Raw genomic sequence first — 16059 nt, 5'->3', positions numbered from 1 at the left:
GAGCTTTGCTGTTCGTTTCGCCCCATGAAAGGCCAAAGGGCGCAGGGAAGGCCGGGCGCCGGCGGCACCCGCAGGTCCGTGGGCGTAAGAACGCACACGGGGTGGACCACAGGTGTGCCGGTCGCCCGGCCTTCCCTGCGCGGATGGTTTTAACGGTGTCCTTCGTGCTCTCCTCGGGGAGCGTTGCACTATTGCCCCCGTGGCCTCGCGGCTGATCGATGCGCGCACCCGGTCGGGCCGCTGCATCACCGCTGAGGCTTGACGCCAGAACCCCGGGCGTCGGGACCACACGACTTCTCCGTCCGCGGACGATCCCGCCGGACGACCCGAAGGCTTGCGTGTGCTCGCCTCCAGGCATCAACGAGACCGCTGTGACCGCGCCGTGTCGTATGCACGTTGCGTGAGACTCACGGTCGCCCGCCCTGTCGCCACACATCCGCGCCGGCGCTACCGCGTCCACCGCACCCCGGCCCGCATCTCGTGACGATCGCGAAGCGCCCCTTTGGCAGGGCCGGGATGACCGGTTTATGCCATAAATCCGAAATTCGGGAAAGTGGAATATTTTCGGCTGAGGGGCTTGACCGAGGTGTTTTGCCCGACGCCTCGCTCTCGAAGCGCATCGCCCGATCTTCATGCCAAATCTCGCGCGAGATAAACCAATCGGTAGGAATTGATCCGCCCTGATTTTTGCGGCTCTGATTTGTTCTTTGAGAACGAAGTGGAGTCAGATGCAGAACGAAAGCTGACGCGTCTGAGACGCAAGCTGCACGGCCGCGACGCGGGACGAAGCGCAGGCGCGCCAGCCGATCGTCCGGCTTCAGCTGGTGCCTGATTTCAATGTCGCTGAAACGAAAAGGCGCTCCCTTTCGGAAGCGCCTTTTGCTTGTCGTGGACAGTTCGGGCCGCTTAGCCCGAATAGTACATCTCGAACTCGACCGGATGCGGGGTCATTTCGAAGCGGGCGACCTCGGTCATCTTCAGCTCGATATAGGCGTCGATGAAGTCGTCGTCGAACACGCCGCCGGCCTTGAGGAAGCCGCGGTCCTTGTCGAGGTTCTCCAGCGCCTCGCGGAGCGAGCCGCACACCGTCGGGATCTGCTTCAGCTCTTCCTTCGGCAGGTCGTAGAGGTCCTTGTCCATCGCCGGACCCGGATCGATCTTGTTCTTGATGCCGTCGAGGCCGGCCATCAGCATCGCGGCGAAGCCGAGATAGGGATTGGCCATCGGATCGGGAAAGCGCACCTCGACGCGCTTGGCCTTGGGCGAAGCGGTGTAGGGGATGCGGCAGGAGGCCGAGCGGTTGCGCGCCGAATAGGCGAGCAGCACGGGGGCCTCATAGCCCGGGACCAGACGCTTGTAGGAGTTGGTCGAGGGGTTTGTGAAGGCGTTGATCGCCTTGGCGTGCTTGATGATGCCGCCGATGTAGTGCAGGCAGGTCTCCGACAGGTCGGCGTATTTGTTGCCGGCGAACACCGGCTTGCCGTCCTTCCAGATCGACTGGTGCACGTGCATGCCCGAGCCGTTGTCGCCGAAGATCGGCTTCGGCATGAAGGTGGCGGTCTTGCCGTAGATGTGCGCGACCTGGTGGATGCAGTACTTGTAGATCTGCATGTGGTCGGCCATCAGCGTCAGCGTGTCGAACTTCATGCCGAGCTCGTGCTGGGCGGAAGCGACCTCGTGGTGATGCTTCTCGACCTTGACGCCCATCTTGGCCATGGCGCCGAGCATCTCCGAGCGCATGTCCTGCACCGAATCCTGCGGCGGAACCGGGAAGTAGCCGCCCTTGGTGCGGATGCGGTGGCCGAGATTGCCGCCTTCATATTCGGTGTCGGAATTGGTCGGCAGCTCCGAGGAGTCGAGCCGGAAACCGGTCTTGTAGGGCTCGGCCGAATAGCGCACGTCGTCGAACACGAAGAACTCGGCTTCGGGGCCGACGAACACGCTGTCGCCCACGCCCATCGACTTCACCATGGCCTCGGCCTTCTTGGCGATGCCGCGGGGGTCGCGGTTGTAGGGCTCGCCGGTGGTCGGCTCGAGCACGTCGCAGGTGATGACCATGGTGGTCTCGGCGAAGAACGGGTCGATCGTCGCGGTGACCGGGTCGGGCATCAGGCACATGTCGGACTCGTTGATCGCCTTCCAGCCGGCGATCGAGGAGCCGTCGAACATCGTCCCTTCGGCGAAGATGTCTTCATCGATCATGCTGACGTCGAACGTCACATGCTGCCACTTGCCGCGCGGATCGGTGAAGCGCAGGTCGACGTACTTGACGTCGTTGTCCTTGATCGATTTCAGGACGTCTTTGGCGGTCTTCATGCATACCCCTTTTGGCTCTGCGGGTCGGTTTCCAGATGAGCAAATTGTTCTCGCTGAGGGCGAGTTTTGCGCGACCGCACAAACGAAATCAGGCCGCCGAAGCAGCCTTCATTCTAGTCGGAGTGTCGCAAAATTCGGGATAGCACCCGGCTCAGATAGCGTCCAGCCCGGATTCGCCGGTTCGGATGCGGATCGCCTCTTCGATGTTGGAGACGAAGATCTTACCGTCGCCGATGCGCCCGGTTTGCGCGGCGCGGCGGATCGCGTCGATGGCGCGCTCGACCAGATCGTCGCCGATCACGATCTCGATCTTCACCTTGGGCAGGAAGTCGACGATGTATTCTGCGCCGCGGTACAGCTCGGCGTGACCCTTCTGCCGGCCAAAGCCCTTGGCCTCGGTCACGGTGATGCCCTGAAGGCCGACTTCCTGAAGCGCTTCCTTCACCTCGTCGAGCTTGAATGGCTTGATGATGGCTTCGATTTTCTTCACTGCGCTCCTCCGGCCTTTCGATCAAATCGCAACGTCTTCGTCAGGATGCGCTGCTCTAACGCACGATCTTGTCTTCGCTATGCCGGAAGTCCTGACCTGTCCGGCACCAACGGCCGGCGACACCCTGAAAAATGCCAGTGAGCACGACGAACCGAAGCGGCTTCCTCGAAAGCAGGGTCTATGCCAAGTTGCAAATGCCCTGATTATTGGAGCGTTATCAGCCTTTTAACGAGCATCTCTGAATGGTGGCGCCGACTTGCACAAAATACCGAAGACTACGAAATAGGCAAACGGTTCAATATGTGTGCAGATCGTTGTTCCCCGCGTCGGATCCACGCCGAGGATGCCTGCTGAAAAGGCGATTGTACTAGGGAAGTGGCATGGAAGTTCTGACCAACGCCGAAATGCAGCGGGCGGACCAGCTCACCATCGCGGCCGGCACGCCCGGTTTCAAGCTGATGCTGAGCGCGGGCCAGGCGGTCGCCGAGGCCGCCCAGGCGCTGGTGGAGGAGGGGCCGATCCTGATCGTGGCCGGTCCCGGCAACAATGGCGGTGACGGCTTTGTCGCAGCCGCCGAGCTCGCCGCCCAGGGCCGCGAGGTCTCGGTGATCCCGATGTGCGAGCGCGACCAGCTCCAGGGCGATGCGGCCTCCGCCGCGCGCGGCTGGAAGCACCCGGTGCTCCCGTTCAATCCGCAGGCGATCGGAAGACCTGCGCTGATCATCGATGCGCTATTCGGTGCGGGCCTCAGCCGCCCCGTCGATGGCGAGGCGCGCGCGATGATCGAGGCGATCAACGCCAACGGCGCCCCGGTGCTCGCGGTCGACCTGCCGAGCGGCATCAACGGCACCAGCGCGGCCGTAATGGGAGCAGCGGTAAACGCCACCGAGACCGTCACCTTCTTCCGCAAGAAGCCGGCGCATTTGCTGCTGCCGGGCCGGATGCATTGCGGCCGGGTGCGCGTCGCCGACATCGGCATCGACGCGCAGGTGCTGGACGAGATCGCGCCGCAGACCTTCGAGAACGATCCGGAGGTCTGGGGCGCCGCCTTTCCGCTGCCGCGCATCGACGGCCACAAATACGCGCGCGGGCACGTGCTGGCGGTCTCCGGCGATGCCGCCGCGACCGGGGCCGCGCGGCTCGCCGCGCGCGGCGCGCTGCGGGCAGGGGCGGGCCTGGTGACGCTGGCGAGCCCGCGCGATGCGCTCGCGATCAACGCGGCGGCGCTGACTGCGGTGATGGTTCGCCCCGTCGACACCGTCGTCGAGTTCGGCGAGCTGCTCGCCGACAAGCGCTACAACACCTGCATCATCGGTCCCGGCGCGGGCGTCAGTGAGCGCACCTGCGATCTCGTCCACACCGCGCTGAGCGCGCAGCGTCATCTGGTGCTCGATGCCGATGCGCTGACGAGCTTTGCCGCAACCCCAGAGCGCCTGTTCGAATCGATCAAGTCCTCACAGGACAATGCGGTGGTGCTGACCCCGCACGAAGGCGAGTTTCCGCGCCTGTTCTCGGATCTCAGCAACAAGTTCCCGGGCCGCTCCAAGCTGGAGCGCGTGCGCGCCGCCGCCGAGCGGTCCGGCGCCGTCGTGCTGCTGAAGGGGCCGGACACCACGATCGCCGCTCCCGACGGCCGCGCCACCATCGCCGCCAACGCGCCGCCCTGGCTCGCCACCGCCGGAGCCGGTGACGTGCTGTCCGGCATCATCGCAGGGCTGTTGGCCCAGGGCGTGCCGGCGTTCGAAGCCGCCAGCATCGGCGTCTGGATGCATGGCGAGGCGGCGAGCGAAGCCGGGCCGGGATTGATCGCGGAGGACCTCACCGAGACGCTGCCGGCGGTGCACCGGCGGATCTATTCCGCGCTGGGGGTGGAGTACTGAGCGTTCACTCCACCGCGTACCAGCGCACCAGCCGCGGCGCGGCCCAGTCGGTGGCGACGGATTCGAGCAGCCATCGGCCGGGCGCGGTTGCCGCGAAGGCGACGCGCTCGGTCTTGCCGGGCTCGATCGCGAGCGTGTCGAGCCAGTAGGGTTTCCAGCCGTCGTCAAGCCGGTCGAGCAGGCGGAAGGGATGGCCGTGCAGGTGGAACACGGTGGTGACAGCGCCGGGGTTGCTCAGGGCCAGCACGACGGTGCGGCCGGTCCTGGCCCGGAAGGCGGGTGCGGAGGCCGTGGAGAAATTCGCGGGCCGAGCCCAGCCGGCATTGGGGGCGCCGGGCGCGACATCGAACCGCAGGGCGCCCTTTAGATCGAGCTTCTCGGGAAGGTCGTTCGGAGGCAGCGGCTGCGGCGGCGCCAGCGGAACGCGGCGTGCCAGCTGGTCTGAGATCTTGAGGCTGCCGACCCGGTGCGCCGCCTTGCCGTCGTGCAGCAGGAACTGGGCGGATGCGGCCGCGTCCACGACGGCGTCGGCGCGCGCGCCGGGCGCCAGCACCAGGGCGCCGTTGCGCGCCGAAAACGGCTCGGCGGGCTGTCCGTCCAAGGCCAGCACGCGGACGTCGTGGCTTTCCAGTTTGATAGCCAGAACAGTGCGTTGCGAGCCGTTGATAAAGCGTAGCCGCAGCCGTTGGTGGACCTGGGCTGAGAGTTCGAATGAAGCCTGACCATTGATCGTATAGGCCGGCGTCGCGTCCTTCGGGTCCTGGCCCGGCGGGACGGCGGTGCCATCGGGGCGCAGGCGCCATTCCTCGATCAAGAGCACCTCGTCACGGTCGACGACGGCCGGGCTGGTTTCGGCCGCGACGATCGCGAGCGGGCGTGCCGGCTGCTTCAAGGCGTCCTCGAACAGGCGGAAGTCGGCCAGCAAGGTCCCGGCATGAGGTATTGAAATAATTGATGTTTCGACCGCGTTCGGGGGCGCGGGCGCGCGTCCTCGCAGCGGATCGGCCGATACAGGACCATTGAGGCCGTACCAGACTGGCGCAAGCGGCACAGCAAGCTCGTTTCGAAACACCAGTTCGCAGCGGTCGCCGCGCTTGAGCCGGACGTCCCGGAGATGGCTGACGGCGGCGAGCTCCCAGACGGGTGTAGCCGGCTGACCCGGTCTGAGAGCCAGCGTTGACGCCCTGGCCTGGAGGGCAAGCCGGGCGGTCACAGGCGGGGTCGCTCCGCCCGCGATGAAAGCGGCCGCGGAGGCGCCAAGCCCGGCCAGAACCTCGCGCCGATTGGGGTCAAAGATCCGCGGTTTCATCGGGCAATCCGGACCACGCCGTGCTGGATAAGTCCAGCCATCGTGCCTACTTGAAGCCTGCCTCCATCAGACCATTTTTTTGCTGCGAACAGTCAGGCACATGCTATAAGCCCGGCCGCCCGCGGCATCGCGGCCGGTCTTGATGCAACTTCACGCGGGCGTGGCGGAACTGGTAGACGCGCTGGATTTAGGTTCCAGTGACGAAAGTTGTGGGGGTTCGAGTCCCTCCGCCCGCACCAAGCGCTTATCGCGTTTGCACGGATTACGAGGGCCTGCTTTCGCGCGGATGTCCGTCCGCTGAAGCCGGTCCGATGCAGCACCGGCGTCGAGGGTTTGCCTCGCGCCGGATCGATTAATGACAGCGTCCCGACGCATGCGCGCCGGGACCGAACGAGAAGAAGATTGGACGCCATGCAGGTCACAGAGACCCTCTCGGAAGGTTTGAAGCACGAGTTCAAGATCAGCGTTCCCGCGTCTGATCTCGACGCCAAGGCCGGCGCCAAGCTCGTCGACCTCAAGGACAAGGTCCGCATCAACGGCTTCCGTCCCGGCAAGGTGCCGGTCTCGCACCTGAAGAAGGTCTACGGCCGCTCGGTGATGGCCGAGACCATCGACCAGACCATCCGCGACACCAACACGCAGCTGTTCTCCGAGCGCGGCTTCCGCCTCGCGACCGAGCCGAAGATCACCATGCCTAGCGAGCAGGCCGAGGTCGAGGAGCTCCTCAGCGGCAAGACCGATCTGACCTACACGGTCGCGATCGAGGTGGTGCCGGCGATCGCGCTCGCCGACTTCAAGACCTTCGAGGTCGAGAAGCCCGTCGCCGACGTCACCGACGCCGACGTCGACGAAGCCATCAAGCGCATCGCCGACGGCAACCGCAGCTATGCCGCGAAGGCCGAGGGCGCCAAGGCCGAATCCGGCGACCGCGTCACCATCAACTTCAAGGGCACCATCAACGGCGAAGTCTTCGAGGGCGGTACCGGCGAGGGCATCCAGGTCGCGATCGGCTCCAACACCTTCATTCCGGGCTTCGAGGAGCAGCTGATCGGCATCGGCGCCGGCGAGACCCGCACGCTGAAGGTGTCGTTCCCGCAGAACTACATGAGCGACAAGCTCGCCGGCCAGCCGGCCGAGTTCGAGACCACCGCGACCTTGATCGAGGCGCCGCAGGACGTTGCGATCGACGACGAGTTCGCCAAGACGCTTGGCCTGGAATCGCTGGACAAGCTGAAGGAAGCCGCGCGCGAGCGTCTGGTTGCCGAGTTCGCCACCGCGACGCGCCAGCGCGTCAAGCGCGCCTTGCTCGACCGCCTCGACGAAGCGCATCGCTTCGAGGCGCCGCCCTCGCTGGTGGACGAAGAGTTCAATCTGATGTGGAACTCGGTCAAGGCCGAGATGGCCTCCGCCGGCAAGACCTTCGCCGACGAGGACACCACTGAAGACAAGGCCCAGGAAGAGTACCGCAAGATCGCCGACCGCCGCGTGCGGCTTGGCCTCGTGCTCTCCGAGATCGGCGAGAAGAACAAGATCACCGTGACGGATGACGAGGTCGGCCGCGCCGTGATCGAGCGCGCGCGCTCGATGCCGGGCCGCGAGAAGGAGGTCTGGGACTATTACCGCAGCAACGCCCAGGCGTTGGCCCAGCTCCGTGCACCGATCTATGAGGACAAGGTCGTCGACTTCATCCTCGAGCTCGCCAACGTGACGGAGAAGAAGGTCTCGCGCGAGGACCTCTACAAGGACGACGAGGCGGAAAAGACTGCGGCCTGAAGGGTTTGAGATAGTCTCCCATTAAGGATGATCAGCGAAGAGGCCCAGCTAGCCAGATGGCCGGCTGGGCCTCTTTGTGCGAATCAGCTTCAACTGCCCGACGGATTAAGCCTTAATGCGCGCCGCACTTGTCAGAAGCGAATTGGGCTATATCTGTCGGTACGCCTTCTACCCTACCAAGTTCCTGCATCACAGGACGTCCCTTCGCCCTTCCGGCAGTTCCAGCCAAGCTGGCAAGCCTTGCCCGGTGATGGCCGTCTCCGAAAACCCTAGGTGACTCATGCGCGATCCGGTTGAAACCTACATGAACCTCGTGCCCATGGTGGTCGAGCAGACCAACCGTGGCGAGCGCGCCTACGACATCTTCTCGCGCCTCCTCAAGGAGCGCATCATCTTCGTGACCGGCCCGGTCGAGGATGGCATGTCGACGCTGATCGTCGCGCAGCTCCTGTTCCTCGAAGCGGAAAATCCGAAGAAGGAAATCTCGATGTACATCAACTCGCCGGGCGGCGTGGTGACGTCGGGCCTTGCGATCTACGACACCATGCAGTTCATCCGCCCGCCGGTCTCGACGCTGTGCACGGGGCAGGCCGCCTCGATGGGCTCGCTGCTGCTCTGCGCCGGCGAGAAGGACATGCGCTTCTCGCTGCCGAACGCGCGCATCATGGTGCACCAGCCCTCCGGCGGCTTCCAGGGCCAGGCCACCGACATCATGCTGCACGCCCAGGAAATCCTGAACCTGAAGAAGCGGCTCAACGAGATCTACGTGAAGCACACCGGCCAGACCTACAAGTCGATCGAGGATGCGCTGGAACGCGACAAGTTCCTGACGGCGAACGACGCCAAGGAGTTCGGCCTGGTCGACAAGGTCATCGACAAGCGCGCCGAGGAAGCCGCGCCGGCGAAGACCCAGTAACACTACTGGGGTGACGGCGATCCCGCGGCAACCCCTGAGGAGATCGCCTGTCGCCTTCAGGTGGCGTTCACGCTATGGACGCATGTGCGCGCTGCAAAAAGGCGTTTTTTCGCCCTGCGACAGGCAGAAGGTTCCGCTTTCGTGCCTGTTTTTCGTGGCAATCCAGCAACGCCGTGGTGATTTCGGTCACTTCACCCATGCCAAGACCGGAAATCACGGTATTGTCACGGGTAGCCGGCGACCCCCGATTAGCGAATTCTTGATAGTCGGGTGACAGCATGGTTGGCTACGATTGATCGGCTATGATCGCGGGGAATCGAACGACCGTGATTCGCACGGGATGTAATGCGTAGGGTCTTTTTTGGTACGGAATTTGCTCTACTTAAGCTTCATGCCGACCATCGTGTCGGAATGGAGCGATCGAGCGGAACGGGATCGAACCGCGGACGGAGACATGAATGAGTAAGGTCGGCACGAGCGACTCCAAGAACACGCTATATTGCTCGTTCTGCGGCAAGAGCCAGCACGAAGTCCGCAAACTGATCGCGGGTCCCACGGTCTTCATCTGCGACGAGTGCGTCGAGCTCTGCATGGACATCATCCGCGAGGAGAACAAATCCTCGCTGGTCAAGTCGCGCGACGGCATTCCGACGCCGAAGGAAATCTGCAAGGTCCTGGACGATTACGTGATCGGCCAGAGCCACGCGAAGAAGGTCCTGTCGGTCGCGGTGCACAATCACTACAAGCGCCTCAACCACCAGACCAAGCACAACGACGTCGAGCTCGCGAAGTCGAACATCCTGCTGATCGGTCCGACCGGTTCGGGCAAGACGCTGCTTGCGCAGACGCTCGCCCGCATCCTGGACGTGCCGTTCACCATGGCGGATGCGACGACGCTGACCGAGGCCGGCTATGTCGGTGAGGACGTCGAGAACATCATCCTGAAGCTGCTCCAGGCCGCCGACTACAATGTCGAGCGGGCTCAGCGCGGCATCGTCTACATCGACGAAATCGACAAGATCAGCCGCAAGTCCGACAATCCCTCGATCACGCGCGACGTGTCGGGTGAGGGCGTGCAGCAGGCGCTGCTGAAGATCATGGAAGGCACGGTGGCGTCGGTTCCGCCGCAGGGCGGCCGCAAGCATCCGCAGCAGGAGTTCCTGCAGGTGGATACCACCAACATCCTGTTCATCTGCGGCGGCGCGTTCGCGGGCCTGGAGAAGATCATCTCTGCGCGCGGACGGTCGACCTCGATCGGTTTCGCTGCCCAGGTGATGGCGCCGGAAGACCGCCGGACCGGCGAGATCTTCCGTCACGTCGAGCCTGAGGACCTGCTGAAGTACGGCCTCATCCCCGAGTTCGTCGGCCGTCTTCCGGTCGTGGCGACGCTCGAGGATCTCGATGAGACCTCGCTGAAGAAGATCCTCACTGAGCCGAAGAACGCACTGGTGAAACAGTACCAGCGGCTGTTCGAGATGGAGAACATCGAGCTGACCTTCGCCGACGAGGCGCTTGGCGCGGTCGCCCGCAAGGCGATCGAGCGCAAGACCGGCGCGCGCGGCCTGCGTTCGATCCTCGAAGCGATCCTGCTCGAGACCATGTTCGACCTGCCGGGCCTGGAAGGTGTGGAAGAGGTCGTGATCTCCCGCGAAGTCGTGGAAGGCACGGCGCGTCCGCTCTACATCTACGCCGATCGGTCCGATCGCGCCGTCGAGAACGCCAGCGCCTGACCCGGCGGCGCTGGAACGCTCCAAACGTTCATGTTGGGCTGCGGAAGAATATCTCCGCAGCCGGTGTTGCGTCGCTTGCCGCGTTGCGTAAGCGCCTGATGGCGCGCGTTTTTCAATGACTTGACACCCCCCGGGTCGATAGCCACCTAATGTCGGCGGCGAGCGAAAATTCTCTTCCAGATTCGCCTCAGTTCCGATCCGGCGAGCCGGTCCCACTCGTAAGAGGGACCGACCGGCCTTGCGGATCACCTCGGCACCTTGTGGCGGTTGCGCATGAGCATGCGGGCTGCGTGCAAGGGGGCAAAGCAAAAGGAAAAGGCCATGACTAATCCAAAACCCCGGCCAACCATCGTTCATGGCGAAACGCACGCCTATCCCGTGCTGCCGCTGCGCGACATCGTCGTCTTCCCGCACATGATCGTTCCGCTCTTCGTCGGCCGCGAGAAGTCGATCCGCGCGCTGGAAGAGGTGATGAAGAACGACGCGCTGATCATGCTCGCGACGCAGAAGAACGCGTCCGACGATGATCCGGCGCCCGATGCCATTTACGAGACCGGTACGCTCGCCAGCGTGCTGCAGCTCTTGAAGCTTCCCGACGGCACCGTGAAGGTGCTGGTCGAAGGGCTCGAGCGCGCGCGCGTGTCGAAATACACCGATCGCGCCGATTATTACGAGGCGACGGCCGTCGCGCTCGCCGACACCGATGCGAAGTCGGTCGAGGCGGAGGCGCTGGCACGCTCGGTCGTGTCCGACTTCGAGAGCTATGTGAAGCTCAACAAGAAGATCTCGGCCGAGGTCGTCGGCGTCGTGCAGGCGATCACCGATTTCGCCAAGCTCGCCGACACCGTTGCCTCGCATCTCGCGGTCAAGATCGCCGATCGCCAGGGCATCCTGGAGACGCTGTCCGTCACAACGCGCCTGGAGAAGGTGCTGGGCCTGATGGAGAGCGAGATCTCGGTGCTGCAGGTCGAAAAGCGCATCCGCTCGCGTGTCAAGCGTCAGATGGAGAAGACCCAGCGCGAGTATTATCTCAACGAGCAGATGAAGGCGATCCAGAAGGAACTCGGCGACGACGACGGTCGCGACGAGCTCGCCGATCTCGAAGAGAAGATCTCCAAGACCAAGCTCTCCAAGGAAGCGCGCGAGAAGGCGCAGCATGAGTTGAAGAAGCTGCGCCAGATGTCGCCGATGTCCGCGGAAGCGACCGTCGTGCGCAACTATCTGGATTGGCTGCTGTCGATCCCGTGGAACAAGAAGTCCAAGGTGAAGAAGGACCTGGAGCAGGCGCAAGCCATCCTGGACTCCGATCATTACGGGCTCGAGAAGGTCAAGGAACGCATCGTGGAGTATCTCGCGGTGCAGTCGCGCGCCAACAAGCTGACGGGCCCGATCCTGTGCCTCGTCGGGCCCCCCGGCGTCGGCAAGACCTCGCTCGGCAAGTCGATCGCGAAGGCGACGGGGCGCGAGTTCGTGCGCGTCTCGCTCGGCGGCGTGCGCGACGAGGCCGAGATCCGCGGTCACCGCCGCACCTATATCGGTTCGATGCCCGGCAAGATCATCCAGTCGATGCGGAAGGCGAAGTCGTCCAACCCGCTGTTCCTGCTGGACGAGATCGACAAGATGGGCGCCGATTTCCGCGGCGATCCGTCCTCCGCCTTGCTCGAGGTCCTCGACCCCGAGCAGAACGGGACGTTCAACGACCACTATCTCGAGGTCGACTACGATCTGTCCAACGTGATGTTCATCACGACCGCGAATACGCTCAATATTCCGGGACCGCTGATGGACCGCATGGAGATCATCCGGATCGCGGGCTACACCGAGAACGAGAAGGTCGAGATCGCGCGCAAGCATCTGATCCCGAACGCGGTGTCCAAGCATGGCCTGGACTCCAAGGAGTTCTCGATCGATGACGACGCGCTGCTGCTGCTGATCCGCCGCTACACCCGCGAAGCGGGCGTGCGTAACCTGGAGCGTGAGCTCTCCACACTCGCCCGCAAGGCGGTGAAGGAGCTGATGATCTCCAAGAAGAAGTCGGTCAAGGTCACCGAGAAGACTCTGGAAGAGCTGCTCGGCGTGCCGAAGTACCGCTTCGGCGAGATCGAGAGCGAGCCGCAGGTCGGCATCGTCACGGGCCTTGCCTGGACCGACGTCGGCGGCGAGCTGCTGACGATCGAAGGCGTCATGATGCCCGGCAAGGGCAAGATGACGGTCACGGGCAATCTGCGCGACGTGATGAAGGAGTCGATCTCGGCGGCGGCGTCCTACGTCCGCTCGCGCGCGATCAACTACGGCATCGAGCCGCCGATGTTCGACCGCCGCGACATCCACGTGCACGTGCCGGAAGGCGCGACACCGAAGGACGGTCCGTCCGCGGGCGTGGCGATGGCCACCGCGATCATCTCGGTCATGACCGGCATCCCGGTCCGCCACGATGTCGCGATGACCGGCGAGATCACGCTGCGCGGTCGCGTGCTGCCGATCGGCGGCCTGAAGGAGAAGCTGCTGGCTGCGGCCCGCGGCGGCATCAAGACGGTGCTGATCCCCGAGGATAACGCCAAGGATCTCACGGAGATTTCCGATGCGATCAAGGGCGGCATGGAGATCATCCCGGTCTCCCGCCTCGACGACGTCATCGCCAAGGCCTTGGTGAAGAAGCCGACGCCGATCGTCTGGGAAGAGGACACCAAGGTGACGGTGAAGCCCGATGGCGACGAGGCCGCCGGCGGCCTGACCGCTCACTGAGTGTGCGGCTCGAAAAGATGATAAAACGGCGCCTTCGGGCGCCGTTTTTATTTTGGGGCAAGGAGAGAGGGGCGATGCAGATCGACGGGCAATGCCATTGCGGCAAGATCGCCTATCAAGCCGAGATCGACCCCGAAGCCGTATCGGTTTGCCATTGCACCGATTGCCAGTCCCTGACCGGCTCGCCGTTCCGCGTGACCGCGATCTGCTCGGGGGCCGACATCCGCCTGACCGCCGGCGCGCCCAAAATCTACGGCAAGCGCGGCGACAACGGCCGGATGCGCTTCCAGCACTTCTGCGCCGATTGCGGTTCCCCGCTGTTCACCAGCGGCGAGGGCGACCAGGCCGACGATTGGGGCATCCGCTGGGGCTCGATCCGCCAGCGCGACCAGCTGCGCCCGGTCCGGCAGATCTGGTGCCAGTCGGCCGCGGTGTGGATCGACGCCGTGCCGCTGCTGCCGGGGCGGCCGCAGGATTGAGCCTGGAATGACGTTCCGCGCTTGCCCGTCCGGGGCCTGGGAGGCTAAAGAGGCGGCGAGGGCGGTTAGCTCAGCTGGTTAGAGCATCTCGTTTACACCGAGAGGGTCCGCGGTTCGAATCCGTGACCGCCCACCAGTCTTCAACCCGCGGCGTCGGGTCACCCGATCGGCAAATCCTGGCGCGCGACGTCGCCGCTGCGCTCTGTGGCCTTGTATCCGCCTCGCGCCATTGCCGGCTGCCATTGCCGAAGCCAGCCGATCGGATCGGTCAGGAAACGGGTCAGCGGCTTGATGGTGGGTTTTTCGACCAGCGCGTAGACCAGCCAGGCGATGGCAGCGAGGAATGCGGGAAGCACGAACGCGCGGATCAGCATGTCGCCCGCGGAGTCACGGCCCACATGCGCCCAGTGCAGGATCATCATCCCGACGTCCTGATGGATCAGATAGAGCGGATAGCTGATGACGCCGATGAAGGCGAGGGCGCTCGACCATCGTGGCAGAAGGTGGTCATACCGCGCGGCAAGATAGACGGCGGCCGTGCCAAACCACAGCAGCAGCGACCGGTACAGCTCGATCTGGGCGGACGGCTGCTTGACGCCCATCTTCAGATGATAGAGCTCGACCGAGAACGCCACGACGATGCCCGCGATCGCCTCCCTGGTGCGTCCCCTGACGAGCGCAGCCACGCTCATGCCGGCGATGAAGAACGGAAAGAAATCGTTGGAGGTGTAATAGTCCGTGCTGGTGGTCACCGTCCGGAAGATGGTCACCGCGCACAGCAGTGCCAGCAGCCGTTGCTTGAGCCCCAGCACCATCATCAGGAAGCAGAAGAAGTAGAATTGAAACTCGATCTGCAACGACCAATAGGCCCCGTCGGGCAGGTTATAGTTCACCTGCAGGACGTTGAGCGTCGGAAGCGCGATCAGCGTATAGACGTAGTGGATCCATTTCAGCCCGCGGCCGGGCTCGACCAGCTCGGGGGCCAGAAACTTGAACAGCGTCGTCAGGAAGCCGCAGACGATCAGCGCGGGAAGCAGGCGGCCGAGCCGCTTGGCATAGAAGTGCCAGGCCGTTTGCGATGTCTCGGCGCTGAACGCAATGCAATAGCCGCTGATGATGAAGAACAGCAGCACGCCGAACGTGCCCCGGTTGAAAGCCTGCAGCGGGACAAAATGGTAGAGCAGCACCCAGATGATGGAGATGGCGCGCAGGCAATCGATGCCGACCGATCGTTCGGATTTCAAAGGGTTTCCTCAGGTTTCCAAAGTTAGAACAGTGGCTTCCCATTGTGTCAACTCTGGACCCCGGTGCTCACGCCGGTCCTGTGCCTGACTGCGCGCGCGGCGGCGGCACTCGGATAGCCTTGCCGGAAATAGCCTTGCCGGAATTGGTCTTGCGTCCGGGAACTGCATGCGGATAAGCGTCTTCTGGTTTGGCGGAGGACCTGCGGTCCGAGGGAGAAAGCGATGCAACAGTCTGGCCACGAGCAAAACGCCGACCAGATCGCCTATTGGAACGGCCCGAGCGGGCAGCGCTGGGCCGATCGCCACGCAGCCCAGGAAAACCTGCTCGGACCCATTGCCGACGTGCTGATCGACCGCGCCCGGCCCAAGCCGGGTGAGCGCGTCCTCGACGTCGGCTGCGGCTCAGGCGCGACGACGTTTGCGTTCGCCAAAGCCGTTGCGCCGAACGGATTCGCGCTCGGTCTCGACGTCTCCGAGCCGATGCTGTCGCAGGCGCGTGCGCTGGCACCAAAAGGCCTGCCGCTCGATTTCGTGCTGGCGGATGCGACGGTCCATCCGTTCGAGCCGGCCAGCTTCGATCTGCTCGCCTCGCGCTTCGGCGTGATGTTCTTCGCCGATCCCGTTGCGTCCTTCACCAACCTCCGCCGCGCCCTGAAGCCGTCCGGCCGGCTTGCCTTCGCCTGCTGGCGCGAGCCGAAGGAGAACCCCTGGATGATGGCGCCGCTGATGGCGGTCTACAAGCACGTGCCGAAGATGCCGCCGGTCGGGCCGGAGGAGCCCGGCCCGTTCGCCTTCGCCTCGGAGGAGCGCGTAATGCGAATCCTCAAAGCGGCCGGCTTCGTCGACGCGGCGATGGAGCCGCACAATCTGCCGATGGATGTTGCGATCGGCGGCGGCCTCGATGCGGCGGTCGACGGCGCGCTCCAGATCGGCCCGGCCAGCCGCGCCCTGCAGGGCCATCCGCCCGAGACATATGAGGCAGCCAAGGCGTCGATACGGGAGATGCTCGCGCCGTTCCTGAAGGGGCAGCGCGTCGAGCTGCAGGGCGCGATCTGGATCGTGACGGCGAAGGTGGGGTGAGATTGCCGCGCGGCAGTGCCGATCTATGATCGTGACGGATCGGTGAGGAGAATGAGCTGAATTGCGCGATCAGAGGTGAAAGCGGTGTGGTTGTGCC

11 protein-coding genes and 2 tRNA genes are annotated in these 16059 nt (G+C 64.2%); 9 read left to right on the top strand and 4 right to left on the bottom strand.

Going from position 1 to position 16059, the window contains the following annotated elements; translation table 11 throughout:
- Positions 1-906: 906 nt before the first annotated feature.
- Entirely contained in the window at positions 907-2316 is a 1410-nt protein-coding gene (gene glnA / locus DCM80_RS30235) for a type I glutamate--ammonia ligase (protein WP_100179304.1), read from the bottom strand.
- Between the two features lie 151 nt (positions 2317-2467).
- Complete coding sequence (locus DCM80_RS30230) at positions 2468-2806, bottom strand: P-II family nitrogen regulator (protein ID WP_007603495.1); 339 nt, start codon at positions 2804-2806, stop codon at positions 2468-2470.
- Positions 2807-3186: 380 nt separating this feature from the next.
- Here DCM80_RS30230 and DCM80_RS30225 point away from each other — a divergent pair, with 380 nt between their 5' ends.
- A complete protein-coding gene (locus DCM80_RS30225; RefSeq protein ID WP_257195010.1) occupies positions 3187-4686 on the top strand; it encodes an NAD(P)H-hydrate dehydratase in 1500 nt (499 codons plus the stop codon).
- Between the two features lie 4 nt (positions 4687-4690).
- Here the strand turns inward: DCM80_RS30225 and DCM80_RS30220 are convergent, their stop codons facing one another.
- Positions 4691-5995, bottom strand: a complete 1305-nt coding sequence (locus DCM80_RS30220) for a multicopper oxidase domain-containing protein (protein WP_257195009.1) — start codon at positions 5993-5995, stop codon at positions 4691-4693.
- 154 nt (positions 5996-6149) lie between these two features.
- Between DCM80_RS30220 and DCM80_RS30215 the strand changes: the two genes are divergently transcribed.
- The 7 genes from DCM80_RS30215 to DCM80_RS30185 all read left to right on the top strand — a co-directional run bounded on the left by DCM80_RS30215 (position 6150) and on the right by DCM80_RS30185 (position 13774).
- A tRNA-Leu gene (locus DCM80_RS30215) sits at positions 6150-6234 on the top strand.
- A 172-nt stretch (positions 6235-6406) separates the two neighbouring features.
- Positions 6407-7768, top strand: coding sequence for a trigger factor (tig, locus tag DCM80_RS30210; RefSeq protein WP_257195008.1), 1362 nt, complete (start codon positions 6407-6409; stop codon positions 7766-7768).
- Positions 7769-8048: 280 nt separating this feature from the next.
- The gene (locus DCM80_RS30205; protein WP_128917433.1) at positions 8049-8684 is read left to right on the top strand and encodes an ATP-dependent Clp protease proteolytic subunit; all 636 of its coding nucleotides are present in this window, start codon (positions 8049-8051) and stop codon (positions 8682-8684) included.
- Positions 8685-9142: 458 nt separating this feature from the next.
- Positions 9143-10414, top strand: coding sequence for an ATP-dependent Clp protease ATP-binding subunit ClpX (gene clpX, locus DCM80_RS30200; RefSeq protein WP_018320118.1), 1272 nt, complete (start codon positions 9143-9145; stop codon positions 10412-10414).
- Positions 10415-10735: 321 nt separating this feature from the next.
- Positions 10736-13159: an endopeptidase La gene (lon, locus tag DCM80_RS30195; protein WP_257195007.1), complete on the top strand. Its 2424-nt coding sequence runs from the start codon at positions 10736-10738 to the stop codon at positions 13157-13159.
- 74 nt (positions 13160-13233) lie between these two features.
- Entirely contained in the window at positions 13234-13638 is a 405-nt protein-coding gene (locus DCM80_RS30190) for a GFA family protein (protein WP_257195006.1), read from the top strand.
- A gap of 59 nt (positions 13639-13697) precedes the next feature.
- Positions 13698-13774: transfer RNA gene (locus DCM80_RS30185), tRNA-Val, on the top strand.
- A 22-nt stretch (positions 13775-13796) separates the two neighbouring features.
- Here DCM80_RS30185 and DCM80_RS30180 read toward each other — a convergent pair.
- Positions 13797-14882 (bottom strand): acyltransferase, encoded by a 1086-nt coding sequence (locus tag DCM80_RS30180; RefSeq protein WP_257195005.1) that lies wholly within the window; start codon positions 14880-14882, stop codon positions 13797-13799.
- Positions 14883-15104: 222 nt separating this feature from the next.
- Here DCM80_RS30180 and DCM80_RS30175 point away from each other — a divergent pair, with 222 nt between their 5' ends.
- Positions 15105-15962: a class I SAM-dependent methyltransferase gene (locus DCM80_RS30175; RefSeq protein ID WP_257195004.1), complete on the top strand. Its 858-nt coding sequence runs from the start codon at positions 15105-15107 to the stop codon at positions 15960-15962.
- Positions 15963-16059: the final 97 nt, after the last annotated feature.

It is taken from the genome of Bradyrhizobium sp. WBOS08, assembly GCF_024585125.1.
Lineage (GTDB): Bacteria > Pseudomonadota > Alphaproteobacteria > Rhizobiales > Xanthobacteraceae > Bradyrhizobium > Bradyrhizobium japonicum_B.
This window is presented reverse-complemented; position numbering and strand designations above follow the sequence as displayed.

What these genes read in the sequence shown, in the direction of transcription:
- glnA (WP_100179304.1), bottom strand. Translation starts at nt 2,316, where the DNA reads ATGAAGACCGCCAAAGACGTCCTGAAATCGATCAAGGACAACGACGTC.
- DCM80_RS30225 (WP_257195010.1), top strand. Translation starts at nt 3,187, where the DNA reads ATGGAAGTTCTGACCAACGCCGAAATGCAGCGGGCGGACCAGCTCACC.
- DCM80_RS30220 (WP_257195009.1), bottom strand. Translation starts at nt 5,995, where the DNA reads ATGAAACCGCGGATCTTTGACCCCAATCGGCGCGAGGTTCTGGCCGGG.
- tig (WP_257195008.1), top strand. Translation starts at nt 6,407, where the DNA reads ATGCAGGTCACAGAGACCCTCTCGGAAGGTTTGAAGCACGAGTTCAAG.
- DCM80_RS30205 (WP_128917433.1), top strand. Translation starts at nt 8,049, where the DNA reads ATGCGCGATCCGGTTGAAACCTACATGAACCTCGTGCCCATGGTGGTC.
- clpX (WP_018320118.1), top strand. Translation starts at nt 9,143, where the DNA reads ATGAGTAAGGTCGGCACGAGCGACTCCAAGAACACGCTATATTGCTCG.
- lon (WP_257195007.1), top strand. Translation starts at nt 10,736, where the DNA reads ATGACTAATCCAAAACCCCGGCCAACCATCGTTCATGGCGAAACGCAC.
- DCM80_RS30190 (WP_257195006.1), top strand. Translation starts at nt 13,234, where the DNA reads ATGCAGATCGACGGGCAATGCCATTGCGGCAAGATCGCCTATCAAGCC.
- DCM80_RS30175 (WP_257195004.1), top strand. Translation starts at nt 15,105, where the DNA reads ATGCAACAGTCTGGCCACGAGCAAAACGCCGACCAGATCGCCTATTGG.